Origin of the sequence: Sphingobacterium sp. BIGb0116 (assembly GCF_024808035.1) — a bacterium.
In the GTDB taxonomy this organism is placed as follows: Bacteria; Bacteroidota; Bacteroidia; order Sphingobacteriales; family Sphingobacteriaceae; genus Sphingobacterium; species Sphingobacterium paramultivorum.
Genome location: NZ_JANUDT010000005.1, coordinates 193,239 through 215,248, shown reverse-complemented (window position 1 = coordinate 215,248; position 22,010 = coordinate 193,239). Strand labels below are relative to the sequence as shown.

Sequence of the window (22,010 nt, the reverse complement as noted above, 5' to 3'; positions counted from 1 at the left end):
TTGAGTTCATTTACTTCGTTAAATAACCAAATAAACCAAAACAACTATGATAACACCGATAACCAAAACGGTAGGGAAGGGGTTACTTTTATTTTCATTGATGAGCATGTCTGCACCGGTGGTGCTTGCCCAATCGCAAATAAAGATATCCGGAAAAGTAAGCTCCTCAACAGGCGAGCCTCTTGTGGGGGTTACAGTACAGATAAAGGGGGTGAAAAACGGCACTGTAACCGATGGGGCCGGCAATTATCAGATTCTTGCGCGAGATATTGATGTCCTGATATTTTCGCTGGTAGGCAAAGAGAAGGCCGAAGTCCAGGTCAATAAGAAAGATCACATTAATCTCGTTCTCCAGGAGTCCAGTAGTCTGATTGACGAAGTGGTTGTTGTAGGCTATGGTACCCAGAAAAAAAGTAATTTAACCGGTGCTGTTGCTGCTGTCGATGGAAAGGTGCTTAACAAACGTATCGCTACAAATCCAACGCAATTACTTCAAGGTCGCATGCCCGGACTTCGTGTTACCCAAGGATCAGGAGAAGCAGGGAATGAAAATGTGAATCTCCAGGTTCGCGGATTGGGGTCGTATGGGGCTTCTTCTGCGCCATTGGTTATCGTAGATGGTATCCCCGGGAGTTTGGAAAATTTAAATCCTCAAGCAATCGAGAATATCACCTTATTGAAAGATGCTGCCTCAGCCGCTATCTATGGGGCAAGAGCAGCAAATGGTGTTATTCTGGTAACGACAAAACAGGGTAAAGCTGGAAAAACACAACTGAGCTACGATTACAATGTCGGAATTACCAAAGCCTCAGCTCTTCCAGACCTCGTGTATAATTCCGTTGATTACATGAACCTATATAATCAGGCAAATAAAAACTCCGGTGTCACAAATCCAAATGCTTCTTTTAGCCAGGAGATGATTGATGCCTACAAAAATGCAACAGATAAAAAATTATATCCCGATTTTAACTGGTTGGATGCTGTCTTTGGAACAGTCCCGGTACAGACGCACAATTTAAGCTTAAGCGGTGGTGCCGGAGGAACAAATTACAACGTCATACTGGGCTACGTCAATCAGCCTGATATTATGATCGGGACTTCTTTTAAAAAGTATAATCTACAGCTTAACCTAGGCTCTAAAATCAATGAACGGATAAGTTTTGGTTCAAGCATTACCTTGAATTATGGCGATCGGAAATACCCTAGAAATGGTAGTGAAGATCAGTTTTTGTCTACCATTAGTCAATCACCACTTTATGGACCTGTATTACCAGATGGTAGTGGTCGTTATACGTCCAGGGCATATCCTTTTCAGTCCCCAAATAAAAACCCTGTTGCAGTTGCTGAAAATGCATTTACAAGACTGAACAATTATTTTATGCAAGGCAATATTTTTTTAAATGTGAAAATATTGGATGGGCTGGATTGGAAGACTAGCGGCGGATTGACGTATGGCTTTACAAAAAACTATACCAACAAACCTGTGATTAATCAATACATGTGGTTCGCCAAACCCGATGACCTACCCGCCAGACAGCTTGATGTAGGTGGTCAAGGATTAGAAGTAACGGACGACAACAATGTGTACCCGGTGGGCTATACACAACTGACTTACGATAAGTCTTTTGGAAATCATAACATGAAAGTGCTGGCAGGAACCCAGGCAGAATATAATAAAACACAAAAATTGTTCGGAAGTAGGTTGCAGTTTCCCAACAATGATTTGCTTGAGCTTGATGGTGGCGGAGCCGGTCAACAGTCTAATAACGGTGTAACCAATGAATGGTCATTAAGGTCTTACTATGGTCGATTAAACTACGACTACAAAGGCAAGTATCTACTCGAAGGTAATGCACGTTATGATGCGTCTTCACGTTTCCCTGAAAATAGAAAATGGGCATTTTTCCCTTCAATATCCGGAGGTTGGAAAGTTTCGGATGAGACCTTTTATGGGCCGAAATTGAAGACGGTCGTTAATGAACTAAAATTAAGAGCCTCCATTGGAACACTGGGTAATCAGAATATTGGTAACTACCCTTATCAGATTGTTTACAATTCTTCTTTTGCTTATCCTTTTGATGAAACACTCCAACAGGGGGCTCGCCAGGTAGCCATGGCGAATGACCGGATCAAATGGGAGAGTACCAAAGTCCTGGATTTCGGTGTGGACTTCGGGCTATGGAACAACAAATTGACCGCTTCTTTCGATTGGTATAACAAAGTAACATCAGATATTTTATCTGCATCTACGGCTTTCCCTTCTTATATTGGGCTGACTGCACCGACCGTAAATTATGGTGAATTGCGTAACAGAGGTATAGAGCTCGGTCTTCAGTACCGTGATAAAATTGGAGAGGTATCGCTGACCCTCAATGGAAATATTCAGGCCAATCGCAATAAGGTGATGAAATATGGAGCCGAACATATCTCGGGCAATACCATTATCCGGGAAGGTTTACCTTATGGTAGTTTTTATCTTTTGGAGAACACGGGGATATTCCGTTCGAAGGAAGAGGTGGCAGCCTCTCCGGTGCAACAGATTCCAGCACAACCAGGTTATCTGAAATTTGCCGACGTAAATGGCGATAAAGTTGTGGACAATAATGATCGTATTGTCGTGCCGGGCGCTTATCCAGATTTCGATTATTCCTTTAATGCGACGGCTGTATGGAAGAATTTTGATTTTACAGCCTTTTTCTTCGGTTCTCAGGGACAAAAAATATTTGTAAGTGAGTGGGGAATAGTCCCTTTCAGGCAAGGTGGTACATTCACCCGCGACTGGATGGACGCTTGGACTCCAGAAAACCCCAATGCATCGCTTCCAATAGTTGGTGCTGAAAATACCCCTGCTGCAAATAATGTACGGACCGCATCGACTTTCTTTTTAAAAGATGGATCGTTCCTGCGTCTTAAAAATATTCAGGTAGGCTATTCTATTCCACAGAGCACCTTGTCCAAAGCTGGTATTTCTGGCCTTCGCATCTATTTTGCGGCGGATAACCTGGTCACATTCTCCAAGTTCCCCGGTTTAGATCCCGAACGCGGCGTTTCATCAAGCGGTGGTGCAACATCAGGGCGTTATGTGACTCATCCTCAGAATAAAGTATTCGCATTTGGAGCGAGCATCACATTCTAATCTAGTGGTAACTAAAAAAAATTAAAGATGAAAAATAGCGTAAAAAAAACATATCTATACCTAAGCTTAGCTGCCCTAGCTTCACTAGGCAGTTGTACAAAAGATTTTTTAAATAAAAATCCAACGGATAAAATTTCGGAATCAACCTTCTGGAAAACGCAGACTGATGCTGATTTGGCACTATCGGGCTGTTATGAATTTCTTTGCCGAGGATACAATTCGACGTCTTCATCCAATGCACGCGGTGGTTGGGGGGGAGCAAGTATGTTTTGGGATGGGCTTTCAGACGATGCCTTTGTGTCCAGTACCTCCAATAACTTCAATATTATTTCGCGATCCGGAATCTCCTCGACAACCGGCGGAATGCAATCTGAGGGGTATGAGATTTCGTATCAGGCCATTGCGGCATGTAATAAATTGATTGCCAATATTGACCGCATTACAAGCATGAGCCAGCAGGACCGTGACCGATATAAAGCAGAGGCCCGTTTTATCCGCGCCCATTACTACTTTTTGTTGACCAATCTGTACGGTGATGTGCCATTGACTTTAGAGCCTCTGGGTATGGACGATGCGAGTATTCGGCTGGGTAGAACACCTAAAACCAACGTTATCGAAGCGATTTTAGCAGATTTAGATTACGCGAGTGAAAAACTGCCAAATACAGGATATAAGGGACACGCTGTGAGGGGAGCTGCATTAGGCTACAAAACAAAGGTATTATTGACTTCAAAAAAATGGGCCGAGGCAGCTGCAACAGCGAAGATTGTTATGGATGAAAACAAGTTTTCGATCTATCAGGGTGGTTATCGCGATCTGTTCCGAAAACCTGGACAAAATAATAATCCCGAAATCATGTTCTCCGCTCGATTTTTACCCCCCAATATGTATAGCCCAGCAGATATGATGTATTCTTATCTGAAGACAATACAACCGTTGGGGTATCTGGTGGATTCTTATTATGCCATCGATGGAAAAGATATTAAGGAATCGACGGTTTACGATGCTAAAAATCCTTACGAAAATAGAGATCCACGGTTGAAGTCGACAATTATGTACCGCGGTGTATGGCGAGGTACCACAGCATCTTCTGCTTTTGATCCGGTTGCCGAGGGAGTTTTGGGTGGTTTTTTACCGCGAAAGTATATCAACGAATCGAAATGGCCAACAAGTTACGCGACACAAAGCGATCAGGATTGGGTATTCTTACGCTATGCAGATATTTTATTGATGTACGCAGAAGCGAAAAATGAAAGTGCAGGGCCTGATCAGACAGCCGTAGACGCATTGAATAAGGTAAGATCCAGGGCTGATGTGAAAATGCCGCTCGTACAGTTTAGCGGTTCCTTGACAAAAAATGAATTCCGCGATATTATCCGTCATGAACGGAGGATTGAATTGGCTTTGGAAGGTCAACGTTATTTTGACTTGAAACGCTGGGGGATGATTAAAGAGGTGATGGATAAAACCAAGGATCCAGATGGAGCTCCACGATTATTTATGGCAAGAGATACCCTATGGCCTGTGCCTCAATCTGAGGTAGATATGGCCAAAAGTTTAGGTAATGACAATTTTAAACAAACCCCAGGTTTCTAAATTAAGAACTGTGAAAAATTAAGGTATGAAAGCTCTATATAAAATGTTGCTGGCACTTATCCTCATCATGGGAATGAGTAAGGGATTATTGTATGCGCAAGTAAACCGCTTGCCCGATAGTGTGCGCATGAAATGGTGGGAGGAAGCCCGGTTTGGCATGTTTATCCATTGGGGAGTATATGCGCAGTTTGGCGGCGTTTATAAGGGGCACGAACAGGCACGTGGTGGAGCAGAATGGATTATGAACCGCTCTAAAATTCCAGTTGATGAATATCAGGCGATGGCAAAGCAATTTAACCCCACGCAGTATAATGCAGACGAATGGGTACGCATGGCGAAAGATGCCGGGATGAAATACTTGATTATCACGGCCAAACACCACGATGGTTTTGCGCTCTTTGAAACAAAAGCGAGTAAGTGGAATATGGTGGACGCGACGCCCTACGGTAAAGATGTTTTGAAACCTTTGGCCGAAGCCTGCCGAAAATATGGCCTGAAACTTGGCTTTTATTACTCACAGGCACAGGATTGGAATAACCCTGGTGGATCGGCTGCTCGTAAATTAATGCGAGAAGGCTGGCCTAATCCAGATTCAACCCGTATAGATGACTACACACTAGCACATCATGGCCATTGGGATCCCAAACAAGAAACAGCGAGTTTTAGTGACTATATCAAAAATGTATCTGTACCTCAGGTCAAAGAATTGTTGAGTAACTATGGGGATATTGCTGTGCTATGGTGGGATACACCAACCAATATGACCGACGAAGCCGCAAATATGCTTCAGGAGCAATTGGCATTACAACCCAATATTATCACAAATGATCGATTGAAACGGCCTAATTTTCCCGGCGATACCAAAACGCCGGAGCAAAAAATTCCAGATTGGAGTGAACTCGAAGGTAAACATTGGGAAACTTGTATGACCATGAATGGCACTTGGGGCTACCGCACATCCGATCATAAATGGAAATCCGCCGAAACCTTGATCCGCAATCTCGTTGATATTGCTTCCAAAGGTGGAAATTACCTGTTGAACGTTGGTCCAAAACCCGATGGATCCTTTCCACAGGAGAGTATAGAACGTTTGGCTGTAATTGGCAAATGGATGAAAGCCAATAGTGAAGCAGTCTACACGACCAAGAGTAGTCCTTTACAGCCATTTGAATGGGGGAGATGTACCATGAAGGAAGATGGAAAGCGGACTTATTTGTATGTCTCTGTATTTGACTGGCCAAAAAATGGCCTAGTCGAACTTCCGATTGAAAATAAAGTTTTAAAAGCTAGTCTTTTAGCCAATAATCAAGTGTTAAAGGTAAAATCGAATTCCAATGGTATTCAGATTGGCGTACCTGAGCAGGCCATTGATCCTGTTGCTACGGTGATTAAGATCGAAGTAGCAGGAAAATTTAAGCGCGAAAAAGGGCCCGGAGCAAAGAACATGAAAACTGGAGCTTTGGACGAGTAAGGCCGAAGATGAAAAGCAGATACTAAAATAGCATAATGAAGAAAAGTAGATTGAATAGAATAGTTGCGTTGTTGTTGACTTTTGGAGTTGCTCAGCTCCACGCTCAGGAAGTTAAGCGGATTGATCAAGGCTGGGATTTCTTAAAGAGCGATCTGGGAGGAATCTGGGAAGCTGTAAGACCGGTGGGTACCGGTAATCCTGAGTCTGTTCCACTTTGGGAGCAGATAAATCTGCCGCACTGTTATAATGCGCTGGACGCTGTTGATCCAGCTATAAATTATTATCAGGGGCCAAGCTGGTATAGAAAATCGCTGGAGATCGATAATCCCTATTTAAATGGTCACACCCTTCTTCATTTTGAAGGAGCCGGACAAAAGACAGCTGTTTATATCCATACGATTAAAGTTGGGGAGCACGTTGGCGGATACGACGAATGGACTGTGGACATTACAGATGCGGTTGAAAAGTTTAAAGAAACAGCTGCTTTTAAAAAACAGTTTAAGGGCAAAATACCGCTTTCAATTCGTGTGGATAATTCGCGTGATCTCGAAATGATCCCTTCTGATCTGTCTGATTTTAACGTCTATGGAGGTATTTACAGACATCTAAACCTGAAATATGTTCCACAGACAGCTTTGGAGCGTGTGTTTGTTGAGGCGTCAGTAGGGGGCGATGGTAAGCAGGGAGTGGTCAACGTTCGCGGACGGTTGATGCCATTTTCGGCTCAGACAAATTTTGAAGTCGAAACGCAGCTCTATGACCCTGCTGGAAAAATCGTGCAAACCCAGCAACCACAGGTTAATAAGGGAGCATTAAATCTTGAATTTGGACAATTCCTAGTCAAGAAGCCACAGCTTTGGAGTCCTGATCAACCGGCTTTATACCGTTTAGTTACGACAATCAAAAGCAATGGACAAGTATTTAAAGAAGAGAGTGTCTTTGGCTTTAGACATGTAGCGTTTAAAGAAAAAGGTCCTTTTCTGCTGAATGGGAAAAGGCTTTTGCTTCGCGGTACCCATCGTCATGAAGACCATGCCGGCGTTGCTGCAGCAATGACTGACGATCAGATCCTGCAAGAGATGACCCTGATGAAAGATATGGGGGTAAACTTTATACGCTTGGGACATTATCAGCAGAGTCGTAAAGTGCTTGAGGCCTGTGATAGTCTGGGCATTTTGGTTTGGGAAGAGATTCCATGGTGCAGAGGTGGATTAGGTGGAGAGGTCTATCAACTTCAGGGAAAACGGATGTTAACCAATATGATTGAACAGCATTATAATCATCCATCGGTTATTATCTGGGGGCTTGGTAATGAAAATGATTGGCCTGGTGATTTTACGGAGTTTGATCAGGCGAAGATAAGGGCTTATATGAGTGAACTCAATGGTTTAGCCCATCAATTGGACCCGAGCCGGAAAACAGCGATACGACGTTGTGATTTCTGTAAAGATATTGTTGATGTTTATTCACCCTCCATTTGGGCGGGTTGGTATAGAGGTGTTTATACCGACTATAAAACAGCGTCCGAAGAAGAAATGAAAAAGGTAAAACATTTCCTTCATGTAGAGTGGGGCGGGGATAGTCATGCAAGACGACATGCAGAAGACCCTGATCGCGCTTTAGCTAAAATCAAAGGTGATGGCACAACGGATGAACGGGCAGGCGATGCGTCGCTCATTGGTGGTGCAGCACGGGTTTCTAAGGATGGCGATTGGAGTGAAAGCTACATCTGTAATCTCATCGATTGGCACTTAAAGGAACAAGAAACAATGCCTTGGCTCACAGGAACAGCCTATTGGCCATTTAAAGATTTCTCAACTCCGGTACGGCCAGACAATCCTGTTCCTTATGTCAATCAGAAGGGTGTTGTTGAACGGGATTTTACCAAAAAAGAATCTTACTACGTATTCCAGTCGTATTGGACCGCGAAGCCAATGCTGCATATTTATGGCCATACTTGGCCGATTCGTTGGGGTGAAAAAGAGGAGTCGAAAATGATAAAGGTGTATTCCAATGCCAGTGAGGTTGAGCTTTTTGTCAATGGAGAAAGTCAAGGATTAAAGAAAAGGAATAGCCAAGATTTTCCAGCGGCAGGTTTGCGCTGGATGGTAAAACTGAACGAAGGGAACAATCAGATTAAAGCTGTTGCGAAAAACGGACGGGAAATTCTAGTGGATGAAATTGAACAACAATATCAGACAAAAAAGTGGGGTAAACCTGCCAAATTACTTGTCGAACAGATTGCTGCGGAAGGCGAAGTAATCACTGTGCAAGCCCAAATTGTGGATGATACCAATACCCCCTGTCTCGATGCAAAGGATTGGATCTATTTTGGTTCAACCGGCGATGGTCAGTTGATCGTCGATCAAGGCACTTCTACGGGGTCGAAAAAAGTACAGGCCTATAATGGTCGTGCATTGATTAAACTTCGACTGCCTTCGGGGAGAGCAGTGGTATCGGGCCGGATGGAAGGATCAAAGAGTACCTTGTTAACGATAGAAAAATAACACAAGATGTTAAAAGCAACGAATCATTTGAACTTCTTTTTACTGCTCGGCCTCCTGGGGGCGATTGCTCCATGCAGTGCACAAAGCAATTCGCCGCAGCTGAAGCTTTGGTATAATCAGCCGGCTACACTGTGGGAAGAAGCACTGCCGCTTGGAAATGGCACAACAGGAGCGATGGTCTTTGGAGGGCTAAGTAAAGATCGGTTTCAAATTAACGATAATACGCTGTGGTCGGGTGAACCCGATGCTGGCAATAATCCAAACGGCCCGCAGGTCTTACCTCAGGTGCGCCAAGCCATCTTTGCTGGAAAATATGAAGACGCAGCAGTTCTTTGGAAGAAAATGCAAGGACCTTATTCTGCTCGGTATCTACCTATGGGCGATTTATGGTTGGATTTTCATCAGGACGAAAAAAAGGTCAAAGATTATAAACGGGAGCTGGATCTTGAACGAGCGATCAATCAGGTGAGCTATTCGTATCAAGGTGTTCGATACCAAAGGGAAAGTTTTGTCAGCTTTCCGGATAAAGCATTGGTGGTTCGATTGAAAGCGGACAAGAAAAAATCAATTACCTTGGATCTTTCCTTGACCAGTAAGCTCCGATATAGCATTTTGATCCAAGGGGATAATCAACTGACGCTTCAGGGAAAGGCGCCGAGTTTTGTCGCCAATAGGGATTATGAACCCCAACAGGTGGTGTACGATAGTGTTGGCGGAAAAGGGATGACCTTTGCGATACAGGTCAGTGTAAAAACTACCGGTGGTGTGGTAAAAAAAGAACAGGATAAACTTAAAATTATAGGCGCTGATGAGGTGATTTTATTTTTGACAGAAGCGACAAGCTTTAACGGTTTTGATAAGTCTCCGAGTCAGGAAGGTAAAGATGCCACACTGCTCGCAAAAAACCGGATGAATACTGTCTCCAAAAAGAATTTTCACACCTTACTTGCAAACCATCAAAGGGATTATCAAACGCTCTTCAATCGTGTAGCCTTTAAGCTGACCGGTACTTCTGCTCACGATAAATTATCTACAGACCAGCGTGTCATGCAGTTTTCCAAAGGACCGGCCGATTTGGGACTTCTGACGCTGTATTATCATTTTGGACGCTACTTGTTGATTGCCAGTTCCAGACAAGGAGGAAGGCCTGCAAATTTACAGGGGATCTGGAATGATCATGTGCAGCCACCCTGGGGAAGTAATTACACAACCAATATCAATACAGAAATGAATTATTGGCTTGCGGAAAATACCAATCTTGCGGAATGTCATCAGCCTTTGTTTGATTTTATGGATGAGCTGGCGATCAACGGGGCTAAAACAGCATCGATAAATTATCATATCGATAAGGGCTGGGTTGTGCATCATAACTCCGATCTATGGGCCAAAACCTCCCCTCCGGGCGGATATGATTGGGATCCCAAAGGAATGCCACGCTGGTCGGCATGGCCTATGTCAGGTGCCTGGTTGAGCACACATTTATGGGAACACTATCGTTTTACGGGTGACAAAACTTTCTTGAAGGAGAAGGCTTACCCATTGATGAAAGGGGCGGCCCAATTTATGTTGCAATGGCTGATTGCAGATCCCGGAAATAAATATCTCGTGACCAATCCTTCCACTTCACCTGAAAATACAATTAAAATAGCAGGTAAAGAATATCAATTGACCATGGCCTCTACCATGGATATGGCGATCATTCGTGAGCTTTTTACAGCTGTTATTCGTTCATGTACGATATTGGGTGTTGATCCTGAATTTAAATCGGCTCTAGAAGGAGCGAAGGAAAAGCTTTATCCCTATCAGGTTGGCCAATACGGACAATTGCAAGAGTGGTTTAAAGATTGGGATGACCCAAAAGATCAGCATCGGCATATTTCCCACTTATTTGGTTTATACCCGGGCAATCAGATCAGCCTTGCGGAAAACAAGGCTTTGGCTGCGGCCGCTAAGCGTTCATTGCTCTTAAGGGGCGATGTCAGTACCGGCTGGTCGATGGCCTGGAAGACAAATTGGTGGGCGAGGCTTCAGGATGGAAATCATGCCTATAAAATCCTCAAGGATGCCTTAAATTTTATCGATCCTAAATTGGATCGTGCTCAGATGAGCGGTGGTGGAGCCTATCCGAATTTATTTGACGCACACCCACCTTTTCAAATTGACGGTAATTTTGGTGCTACGGCCGGAATGACTGAAATGTTGCTGCAAAGTCACGATGGAGCTGTTCATTTATTGCCGGCTCTACCTGATGAATGGTCTGCTGGGACGATTAAAGGAATTAAGGCCAGGGGAAACTTTACCGTAGACATTGCCTGGAAAAATAACGTATTGACCGAAGCAATGATCGTATCCAATATTGGAGGTGTTTGTCGTTTGCGTACACCTTTACCCGTTAAAGTTGTCGGCATCGAATCAAATCAGGCAGTTGTCACTGACAACACGCTATTATATAAACCGGAACAACTATCGTATACGATCGCTGATCCATCCAAATTGCCGTCGTTAGCAGCTACGAAAACATTCGAAGTTCAATTTGAGACCATAAAAGGGAAGCAGTACCGTATTGTTCCGCTATAAATCAAAATCCAGGAAAAATGAAATCTAAATCAATTGTTCGCATCATGGGCTGTCTTCTTGGGATCGCAATTTCCCCCTTATTTTTGAAGGCAAAAATTAAGGAAGGTGTTTTTGAGCAGGAGATCATCCAGACGCTGCGTCCTGTTATCCTAAAGCAGTCCAAATGGGCGATGAAGCAGAAACCATTGACTGTGACAGCATATAGCGCGGGCCGGAGTGCCGGGGGTATTCATGATTTTTATTCTGAAGGCGATTATTGGTGGCCCGATCCCAAAGATCCAGCTGCGCCCTATATCCAACGGGATGGGATGACTAATCCGGCCAATTTCGTTGAACATCGTAAAGCAATGATCCGCTTTAGCCGAATCGTGGGTGCACTGGCCTCAGCATATCGTTTGAATCCGGATAAAAAATATGTACAACAGGCACTTCGTCATTTAAAGGCTTGGTTCGTTGATGCAGAAACGATGATGAATCCGAATCTTCTTTATGCACAGGCTATACAAGGGCGTTTTACAGGGCGAGGAATAGGCATTATTGATACCATTCATCTGATGGAAGTTGCACAGGGCGTAAAGATATTTGAAAACGACCCCAATTTTCCACAGGCAGCCAAGGATGCCATTCATCGCTGGTTTGCGGCCTATTTACGCTGGCTTACAACGCATCAATATGGAATCGATGAAATGAATGCCGCCAACAACCATGGTACATGTTGGGTGATGCAGGTAGCCGCATTTTCGAGTTTAGTGCAAGACACTGTATTACTCAATACATGTGCATATCGTTATGCGCATGTGCTATTGCCGAATCAAATGGAGGCTAATGGTAGCTTCCCGAGAGAATTACAGCGGACAAAACCTTATGGATACGCGTTGTTTAATCTGGATGCGATGACCATGATCTGCCAGATTTTGTCCAAGACCAATACCCCCCTTTGGCAGTATACATTGTCTGATGGGCGGACCATAAAAACGGGGATTGATTTTATGGTCCCCTATATTGCAGCTAAAGAAAAATGGCCTTATCAGAAAGATGTCATGTATTGGGATCAATGGCCAATTGCACATCCGGCACTTGTCTTTTCGGCAGTGGCTTTCCAGAATAAAGACTATCTGCAGCTTTGGGAAAAGCTTGATCATGCACCCGAACAAGAAGAGGTTATTCGAAATTTACCCATTCGCAACCCAATTATATGGCTTTGATTTTCCTAGCCCCCTTATAAAATAACTTAACCGTTTCACCTTAAAAACCTACAGATAACATGAATGTTAATGCTACGTCTTTGCGAAGATATACCCTCTTTTTGCGCTTTCGAAATTTAAAAAGGCCATCCATTGCCAAAGTACTATTTTTGACTGGAATTTTGTGCGCTTTTCAACATGTTGAGGCACAGAGTACAAAGCAGCTGCAAAAAGCTTGGGGGCTTGCAGATCAACAAGCTCAGCTACTTTATAAAGAATTGCAGCTCTTGAAAAAAAGTGATTCATCCTTGGTATCGCCACGTACGCTTTCCTCAGATAACGAATTGGTTGCCGTGAAAAGGGGGGACTGGACCAGTGGCTTTTTTCCTGGAGTCCTGTGGTATCTCTACGAAAAATCGGGAAAACAAAAATGGAGAGATCTTGCTTCAGAAACGACAAGGTCGATAGAAGCGGAGCAATTTAATGGAAAGACCCATGATATGGGCTTTAAGATCTACTGTAGTGTAGGAAACGGTTATCGGTTAACCGCAAATCCACAATACCGGGAGGTGCTTGTTCAGGCAGCCAAAACGCTGGCAACCCGCTTCAATCCGACAGTCGGCTGTATACGTTCGTGGGATCACAATAGCCACCGCTGGGATTTTCCGGTCATCATCGATAATATGCTCAACCTAGAATTGCTGTTTGAAGCAACCAAACTTACGGGAGATTCTACTTATTATCATATTGCGGTGAGCCACGCCAATACAACGCTAAAAAATCATTTTAGGCCAGATTACAGCACCTATCATGTGATAGACTATAATCCGAAAACAGGAGCTGTGCAGCATAAAAACACCCATCAGGGCTTAAGTGATGAATCCACATGGTCGCGGGGAGAGGCCTGGGCACTGTATGGTTATACGATGTGTTACAGAGAAACAGGAGATCCGAAATATCTGCAGCAAGCCGAAAAAGTTGCGCAGTGGCTGTTTGCACATCCCAATATGCCGAAAGACTTGATCCCTTACTGGGATTTCGATGCGCCTAATATTCCAAATGAACCAAGGGATGTGTCGGCAGCGACAGTCATAGCGTCGGGGCTATTGGAATTAAGCACGTATAGCAACCAAGGGAAAGATTATCGTGCAAAAGCACAGACCATATTGGCGAACCTGATAGATAATTACATGTCGCCGCCAAATAAAAGTAAAGGTTTTATATTATTACACAGTACAGGATCGAAACCTTCCAATACTGAAGTGGATAAACCCTTGAGTTATGCCGATTATTACTTTTTGGAAGCACTGCATCGGCAAGAAGATCTACAGTCCGGAAAAGTTCAATCGGATATGGTCCGGAAAAATCCAGCGGGACAACTGATCTATTTTCCAGATGAACAGGGAAACGTAATCCCCGACTTTAGCCATGTGGGCTATCATCAAGGTGATCAAAAGTTGCCCAATGTTCCTGTTGTGATTACTGTAAAACCCAGCGTAAATGGCGATGATCAACAAATTATACAACAAGCCATCGATGCTGTATCTGCAAAACCACTTGATAAAAACGGTTTTAGAGGTGCTGTTTTGTTAAAAAAAGGTCTGTACAATATACCTGGAAGCCTGGAAATTCATGCCAGCGGTGTCGTGTTGAGAGGGGAGGGTGATGCAATAGGGCAAACCTTGCTTAAAGCCACAGGCCAGCACCAACGCAGCTTATTGAAGATTTCAGGTACAGGCAGCTATACCTTGGACCAGGCTAGAAAACAGTTTGTCAAGGATGGATATGGACCTGTAGGGGCTAAATATGTCCTAATCGATCATGCGAAGGAAAGGAAAGTAGGCGAGCAGGTACTGCTCTCGTATGAGATGAACGACGCCTGGATTGAAGCGCTTCGAATGAACCAAATTGAAAAAAGAGAAGGGACGAAACAATGGACAGCGCGGGAATATAAGCTAAATTTTGAACGTACTATTTTGGCCATTAAAGGTGACTCTGTATTTTTTGATAATCCCTTGGTGATGGCGATTGATCCGAGGTATGGAAAAGTGGCTGTCATTCCTTACACCTTTGACGGACGTATAAGTGAAGTTGGAATCGAAAATATACGTTTCGAATCTGATTTTGTAAGTGATGAGGACGAAAATCACGGTTGGATTGCAATTGATATGGATAAAATAGCGAACGGTTGGGTGCGCAATATCACCGCGCGTTATTTTGGTTATGCAGCGGTGAGCCTTGGCGCTTTTGCCAAACAGATTACAGTAATGAAGTCGCGGTGTCTGGATGGAAAATCTCAAATTACAGGTGGCCGAAGGTATTCATTCAATAATGACGGTCAGCTTAATTTATTTAAAGAACTTTATACCACGGAAGGACGCCATGATTACGTAACAGGGGCTAGGACCCTCGGTCCAAACGTTTTTAGCCTTTCTAGCGCGGAGCGAACACATGCGGATATCGGTCCACATCATCGATGGGCTGTTGGAACCTTATACGATCAAATCGTAACGGATGGTGAAATTAATGTTCAGGACCGGGGTAACTGGGGAAGTGGACACGGCTGGGCTGGGGTGACACAAGTCTTATGGAATTGTACGGTCAAAAGTGCTGCAGTACAACAGCCCTGGGCTTCCGGACAAAATTTTGCCATAGGAGTAAAGGGAGAAAAAGTTGCTGGAAGATTGAAAAATAGAAATGCTGGTTACTGGGAAAATCAAAACAGAATAATGTCGATCGGCTCACTTTATGAGCAACAATTAAAAGATCGATTAAAGTGATTCTTGTTCGTATTTATTCAATGGAATGATTATTTTTATCATCCATTTCAATTATATACCTTATGATGCCATTACGTGTTTTTATGCGCTGTTTTTGCTGTGCGTTAGCTTTAATTTCTGTTTTGCGTGCGCAGGAAAAAAACTATCGTTTTTTACACTTGGATGTCAACGAAGGTTTGTCTCAAGGCAGCGTTTTCGCTATAGCCCAAGATCATTTGGGTTTTATGTGGATCGGTACCCGTGATGGCTTAAATAAATACGACGCCCGAAAGTTTACGATTTATCGCAGTAATCCGCAAGATAGCCTTTCTTTAGAGCACAACTTTATTCAAGCGATTACGGAAGATAACAAAAGGCGGCTTTGGATAGGGACAATGACAGGTCTGAATTTATACAATCGAGAATCAGACAATTTTATCCGTATACCATTACCTACGGTAGAGAGTAGCAGTGGGAAAATGGATGTCAACGTTCACCAGATTTTTCAGGATTCCAACGGCAAGATTTGGATTGCGACAAATATAGGCTTGTACAAGATTAAAGAGGGCCGGCATCCTGAAGCGGAGTTGGTCTTCAATGAGATTACCGTTGAAAGAAGCCAGGGAAAAGAGTACTATCGTAATTTTCGAACCATGTATGAGGATCGCAGAAAGCGATTATGGTTTTGTACTGATGATGCCATTGTACTCATGCAAGCCGCATCGAAAGATGGAAATAGCTTAAAGGTGCTACGGACTTACTTTAAAGAGAAATCGGCAGATAATAAGGTTAATCAACGGTTTCAGGCGGTTTTGGAAGTTAGTCCAGGTATATTTTGGGTAGGTACGAAATATAATGGTATTCGGATTATCAATGAGAATACAGGCGAAATATCCTCGTTAACCGAAGAGGGCAATCATTCAGGTTTGGCCAGTCAAGATGTGCGGTCCTTAAAAAAAACAGATGATGGAAAGATTTGGATTGGAACATTCAATGGCCTATACGTTTATCAAAACGGAAAATTGCTTTTTATCCAGGCAGACGACGGAAATCCCAATAGCTTAAGCAATAATTCCATTCGCCCTATATTTCAAGATAAGCGGGGGTCTATTTGGATTGGGACCTACTTTGGAGGGGTCAATATCTATGACAAGGATATTCCTAATTTTCAGAATTTCACCCATCAATCTAAGCGCAATAGCTTAAGTTACAATGTGGTGAGTGCATTTGTTGAAAATGCTATGGGAGAACTTATGATTGGAACTGAGGGGGGAGGACTGAATTATTTTAATCGGCATACGAATTCGTTTTTTAGTGAACGTCACGATAAAAATAACCTGAATGGATTAAGTCATAATAATGTGAAGTCTATCTGTTTGGATAGGGAAGGGAATTTATGGGTAGGTACTTATGATGGCGGGTTGAATTTAAGGCGAAAGGGGCAGCAAGGCTATGAACATTTTCGTTTCGATCCCAATGTAAGTAACGGCCTGGCAAATAATAACGTGTATGCGATCTTAGAGGATCGCAATGGTGATATTTGGATTGGCACGTTCGGCGGAGGGCTACAGGTACTTCGTAAAAACCAGAAAGCAGGAACTTTCCAGACATTTGATGTTGCCAGAAAGCAGTTGATTTCCAATATGGTGCGCACTTTACTAGAGGATTCAAAAGGTAATCTATGGATTGGTACTTCCAATGGTTTAAATCTAAAATTAGCAGGGACCGATAAATTTGTTTCCTTTCTAAATGACAAGAAAGATTCCCTTTCAATTAGCGGAAATGATATTGTGAGTATCCATGAAGATCGAAAAGGACAGATTTGGATCGGCACCTATATGGGCGGGCTGAATCGCTATCTTCCGGAGAAGAAAGCGTTCAAAAGGTTTAATGAGCGAAACGGATTGCCGATCAACAATGTTTTTGCTATTCTAAGTGATCTGAAAAACAAATTGTGGTTGAGCACAAATACAGGGATTTCTTGTTTCGATCCCCTATCTGGTCATGTACGAACCTATACGAAGATCGATGGTCTTCCCGGTAACGAATATATTCAAAATGCAGCAGCAATGTTGCGGGACGGAAAACTTGCCTTTGGAAGTTTCTCAGGCTTCACCTTATTTAATCCGGATAGTTTAAGTGTCAATAATTACATTCCCCCCATTCAGTTTACGGAGTTGAAATTATTCAATAAAACAGTTCTCCCGGGCCTCGATGGTGTTATTCCTAAAGATATATCCATGATGGATGAATTGATTCTTGATCACAATCAAAATGTTTTTAGTTTGGAATTCAGTGTATTGAATTATGTTCATCCGGAGAAAAATCAATATGCTTATTATCTAAAAGGCTTTGACCAAGACTGGAATTATGTGAGCAATCCCGTGGCTACTTATACCAATTTAGACCCTGGCACTTACGAGCTTTGGGTAAAGGGAGCCAACAACGACGGGGTATGGAACGAAAAGGCAACGGTTTTGAAGATTAAAGTGCTGCCAGCGCCATGGAGGACATGGTGGGCTTATTGCGGCTATTTTCTTCTTTTTGCTGCTGCCAGTTTTTTGGTTATCCGATTTTTCCACGGTAGAAACAAACTGAAACAAGACCTTTTGATTCGGCAAATAGATTCGGAAAAACAGGAGGAGCTTCATGAAGCAAAACTGAATTTCTTTACCAATATCTCCCATGAATTCCGTACGCCATTGTCATTAATTATTGGGCCGTTAAATCAATTAAAAGACGATCGCTCGCTTTCAGCATATGCACAGGAGCACCTCGGTTATGCAACAAGAAATGCGGATCGCTTGATGAATCTGGTTAATCAGCTGCTTGATTTCAGAAAACATGAAGGCGGAAAGATGAAATTGTTTTGCCAAAAGGTTCATGTCGCTACATATTTGGAAAACATTCGCCAGAATTTTTACTTTATTGCCGAGAAAAATAATATTCAGTTTTTCCTGGATAATAAGGTAAGTCCTGATTATGTTGCAGGTCTAGATCCGGAGCAATTTGAAAAAGTCCTTGTCAATTTGATTTATAATGCGTTTAAATTTACGGACAAGGGGGGTAAAATAAAGATACAGGTTGAGCTAGAAGGGGAAGGCGAGTTGGAGAAATTGCTTGTTTCCGTTTGGGATTCCGGGCGTGGGATCCCACCAAAAGATATACCTTTCGTATTTGAACAATTTTATCAGGCCAATGCAAAAGGCCTGTCGGCTACCAGTGGCGGAATAGGTTTGGCACTTTGTCGTTCGATCATACATCTGCACGGCGGAAAACTCACTGTTGAAAGTAATATGGCCCAGGAGCCGGCAGACTTCAATACAGTATTTCGGATCAGCCTGCCCCAGGGGGATGTCCGTATCGAAGAACTCATGGTTTTAGACGGTACTGCAGCGACGGTATGCTCAGACGCAACAGATGCCAATATGCCACATGTGGATGCTATAAAAACAGAAATTGAGCCTTCTGCAGCGGATGAAGATAAGCCAATCATACTTGTTGCCGAGGACAATGTGGAGCTCCGCTGTTTTCTATGTGAAAACTTACGAAAAAAATATATTGTTTTAGAAGCTAATGATGGTATTGAGGCACTGGAATTGGTGCAAGCAAGACAGCCCGATATTATCATTTCAGATGTAACGATGCCCAACTGCGATGGAATCACACTTTTGCAGCAGATTAAAAATGATAGTAGTTCAAATCATATTCCTGTGATTCTTTTGACAGCCCGTACAGCCGATCCTTATATCACAGAGGCGTTTGAAATCGGTACAGATGATTACATTACCAAGCCCTTCAGTATGCCACATCTCATTCAGAAAATTTCAAACATCATACAGACGCGGAAACGATTGGAGGAAAAATTTGTACAGAATTATCTTCTTGGAGCACAGGGAACAGATCTGCCCGAAAGAACTCGTTTCTTGGATCAGGTATTGAAGGTTGTCGAAGAAAATCTGGGCTGTGAAGATTTTGGGGTGCAGGATCTTACAAAAGCCATCGGCGTGAGCCGCTCTGTTTTGTACCGCAAGATTAAGCAGCAAACGGGACTGAATTTGGTTGAATTTATTAATATGGTACGTCTTAAGAAAGCAGCCTATATTTTGGTGAACGATACTGGTTTGAGTATCAGCGAGGTGGCTTATCAGGTTGGGTTCAATGATCCAAAATATTTTAGCAAAACATTTAAGAAATTCTATAAGGAGAGTCCACGTACCTATGTTGAAAAATTCGGTATCAAGGAAAGCAGCAATTAAGAAAAATAAGCGAAGGTCTCCACGATTTGGTAAGCATCAGCAGCCCTAAAAGCAGCCCGAAGGTTTTTTTGGAGGCAAAAAAAAAGGTTTTCAAACGGGGAGAATGAAAACCTTCAATAACCAATTATAAACCTAAATTATGATGCAACAAATATAGTTGTTTTTAATACTATTTTAAAAATAATTCACCTTTTAAGCTTTATTTTGTAGTTGGTCAGCTACAGGCTGTTGTTACCCTGTCGCTGGAAGAACCGGAGCATAGCTTATACGCTTTTGACCAGCTTACGAATAACGTATAAAATGGTCAATCCCAACAGCGCAAATATGCCATAACCTAATCCAATCTGAAACTGCGAAGAAGGATTTACCAAGCTTACGGTGATGTAACTGAGTGAAGAGGTAAGGAGGTAGGTAATTCCGCCAACTAATCCACCGGCGATACCTGCCGACAATGGAAACCTGCCTAAACAGTAGCTGAAATAATTGTTAAAAATAAACCCTGCAGTACAATGTACGGCAAATGCGAAAAATGTTAATGTATATAGGTTTGACAGGTAAGGTGAAACGATCAGCATACATATAATCAGGCTGATCTGAATAAAATTGGCGATTCTCAACTTTGGAACCAAGGCTCTTTTAATAAGGGCTTTACCAATAAAACCACCACACATCCAAGCTAAGCCCATAATAAGTGAGGTGTAACCGGTTGTAATCGCACTATATCCCAATTGATGTTCAATAAAAAAAGGACCGCTGAGATTGTAGAACATGACGAGACCGTAGGAGATGCCACACATGATTATACCGAACGTAAAATCATTGCTTTTAAGCATCATTTTAAATTCGCCGATCAGGTAGTTGATATGGAGTGGTTTTTTCTGTTTGATTGTTTCGCCAGAAAAGATCAGTTCAAGGATGAAAAGTACGGCACTGTAAACGGCCAGAACCATAAAGTTAGAACGCCAACCAAATTGTGTTTGGAGGTAGCCGCCAATAAAAGGAGCGACAATCGGCCCGATCGACCAGACGATGGTCATAATGCTGAGGTAGTGTTTGCGCTGCTCACCTTCATAGACATCCACAAAATAGGCTCGTTTTGATATGACCACAAATGCCGATAAAATTCCCTGAAGTATACGCATCAGGTAAATAACCCAAATATCTTGCGTGCTTGCTGTGATCCAGAAACTGACAATGAAAAGGAAAAGAGATATGAGGTTGATGCGATATCTTCCCCAAGCGTCAACTAATGCTCCTGTAAAGAACTGAGCAACACCATAGCTGATTAGAAAAAGCGAAAGTGTTAACTGGATTTTGCTTTCGTTCAAGCCAAGCTCCTGGGCCATTTGTGGCATCGACGGAAGATAAATATCGGTGGCAAGTCCTGTAATCGGAACAAGTGCAAATGCTAGTATCGTCGGGATAAAAGATTGCTGTGGTTTAGTGTTTTTTTCCATCCTGTAATTTTTTAAATTTCCCGTCTCTATGGACGTTCATGCTGCCAGCCACTTTTTTCTCTTTGGCCCTGTAAATATGATGTCGACAAAAGTAGCTTCATTGCCTGTTTTGAAAGATATAGAATTCAAACAAATTATTATGAAAATCAAACAGGCTTATTGCGAAAGGCTAAAGGGGGTACACCAGCATGTTTTTTGAAATAATTACTGAAGTTCGCCGGTTCTTCAAAACCTAAGGCATAAGCGATTTCATTGATATTCCAGCTGCTATGGTGAAGGAGTGCCTTTGCTTCCTGTGTGATACGCAGTGCGATGAGTTCTTGCGTGGTTTTTCCTGTATTTTGTTTCAAAGCCCTGTTTAGCGAATTGACATGGATGTTGAGCTGTTGCGCGTAATCCGTTGCATTTTTAAAACGAAGTAAATTTTCGGTGTCAATCGGAAATTGGCGTTCCAATAGTTCTAGGAAAAGATGGGAAATACGCTGATTTGCGTTTTGGTAAGGTGATATACCCTCATTTGGCGCTAGTTTTAACGTTTCTAAAACGAGCAACTGTAACTGATTCCGGATAATTTCATATTTGAACGAAAAATCAGATCGTAGTTCCGTATTCATACGCTGAAAAATGTGATCGAAAAGATGGACCTGCTCATTAGTTAAGAAATAGACTGGGCTACCACTTGGGTTGAAAAAATGACTTTCGAGAATGTTATGGTTATAATGTTTGTCTTCCTGAATGAATTTTTGTGTAAAAAGACAGAACCATCCCTTTTGATCCGGATTGTCTGTTTCCCAAGAGTAGGGGACGAGTGGACTTGAAAATACAAGTGCGGGACGGTCAATAGGGATCCATTGATCGCCATAGTGCAATTGACCCTGGCCGATCATGAGGGATATTTTGAAGTAATCTTTTCTATTGTAAGGTGATTTTAACGGACAATGCTCACGTGAAAATAAGTTAAAATGAGAAATTTGTTCGGGCGAGGAGCCAATTGGGTAATTGGATTCTCGAAATACCCGTTGATAGAAATCAATAATATTTTCGGAAGTTGTCATGATGCAAAG

At 42.7% G+C, this 22,010-nt stretch carries 10 protein-coding genes; 8 read left to right on the top strand and 2 right to left on the bottom strand.

The annotated features are described in order from the left end of the window. Window positions 1-46: 46 nt before the first annotated feature. The 8 genes from M2419_RS13895 (at window position 47) to M2419_RS13860 (ending at window position 19,489) form a co-directional block, all read left to right on the top strand. Window positions 47-3,136 carry a TonB-dependent receptor gene (locus tag M2419_RS13895; RefSeq protein ID WP_259255266.1) on the top strand — a complete coding sequence of 1,030 codons (3,090 nt, stop codon included), beginning with the start codon at window positions 47-49 and terminating at the stop codon, window positions 3,134-3,136. A 27-nt stretch (window positions 3,137-3,163) separates the two neighbouring features. Then, entirely contained in the window at window positions 3,164-4,732 is a 1,569-nt protein-coding gene (locus M2419_RS13890) for a RagB/SusD family nutrient uptake outer membrane protein (RefSeq protein ID WP_159728845.1), read from the top strand. 25 nt (window positions 4,733-4,757) lie between these two features. After that, window positions 4,758-6,203, top strand: a complete 1,446-nt coding sequence (locus M2419_RS13885) for an alpha-L-fucosidase (RefSeq protein ID WP_310441868.1) — start codon at window positions 4,758-4,760, stop codon at window positions 6,201-6,203. 35 nt (window positions 6,204-6,238) lie between these two features. Beyond that, window positions 6,239-8,710, top strand: a complete 2,472-nt coding sequence (locus tag M2419_RS13880) for a glycoside hydrolase family 2 TIM barrel-domain containing protein (protein WP_159728843.1) — start codon at window positions 6,239-6,241, stop codon at window positions 8,708-8,710. Between the two features lie 6 nt (window positions 8,711-8,716). After that, entirely contained in the window at window positions 8,717-11,287 is a 2,571-nt protein-coding gene (locus tag M2419_RS13875) for a glycoside hydrolase family 95 protein (protein WP_259255265.1), read from the top strand. A gap of 17 nt (window positions 11,288-11,304) precedes the next feature. Next, window positions 11,305-12,492: an alginate lyase family protein gene (locus M2419_RS13870; protein WP_259255264.1), complete on the top strand. Its 1,188-nt coding sequence runs from the start codon at window positions 11,305-11,307 to the stop codon at window positions 12,490-12,492. 59 nt (window positions 12,493-12,551) lie between these two features. Next, window positions 12,552-15,251, top strand: a complete 2,700-nt coding sequence (locus tag M2419_RS27390; RefSeq protein WP_310441863.1) for a glycoside hydrolase family 88 protein — start codon at window positions 12,552-12,554, stop codon at window positions 15,249-15,251. 62 nt (window positions 15,252-15,313) lie between these two features. Further along, entirely contained in the window at window positions 15,314-19,489 is a 4,176-nt protein-coding gene (locus M2419_RS13860) for a two-component regulator propeller domain-containing protein (RefSeq protein ID WP_259255263.1), read from the top strand. 263 nt (window positions 19,490-19,752) lie between these two features. Here M2419_RS13860 and M2419_RS13855 read toward each other — a convergent pair whose 3' ends face one another. Together M2419_RS13855 and M2419_RS13850 are read right to left on the bottom strand one after the other, a co-directional pair. Further along, complete coding sequence (locus M2419_RS13855) at window positions 19,753-20,946, bottom strand: MFS transporter (protein WP_159728833.1); 1,194 nt, start codon at window positions 20,944-20,946, stop codon at window positions 19,753-19,755. Between the two features lie 146 nt (window positions 20,947-21,092). Then, window positions 21,093-22,001, bottom strand: a complete 909-nt coding sequence (locus tag M2419_RS13850) for an AraC family transcriptional regulator (RefSeq protein WP_159728831.1) — start codon at window positions 21,999-22,001, stop codon at window positions 21,093-21,095. Window positions 22,002-22,010 lie beyond the last annotated feature (9 nt).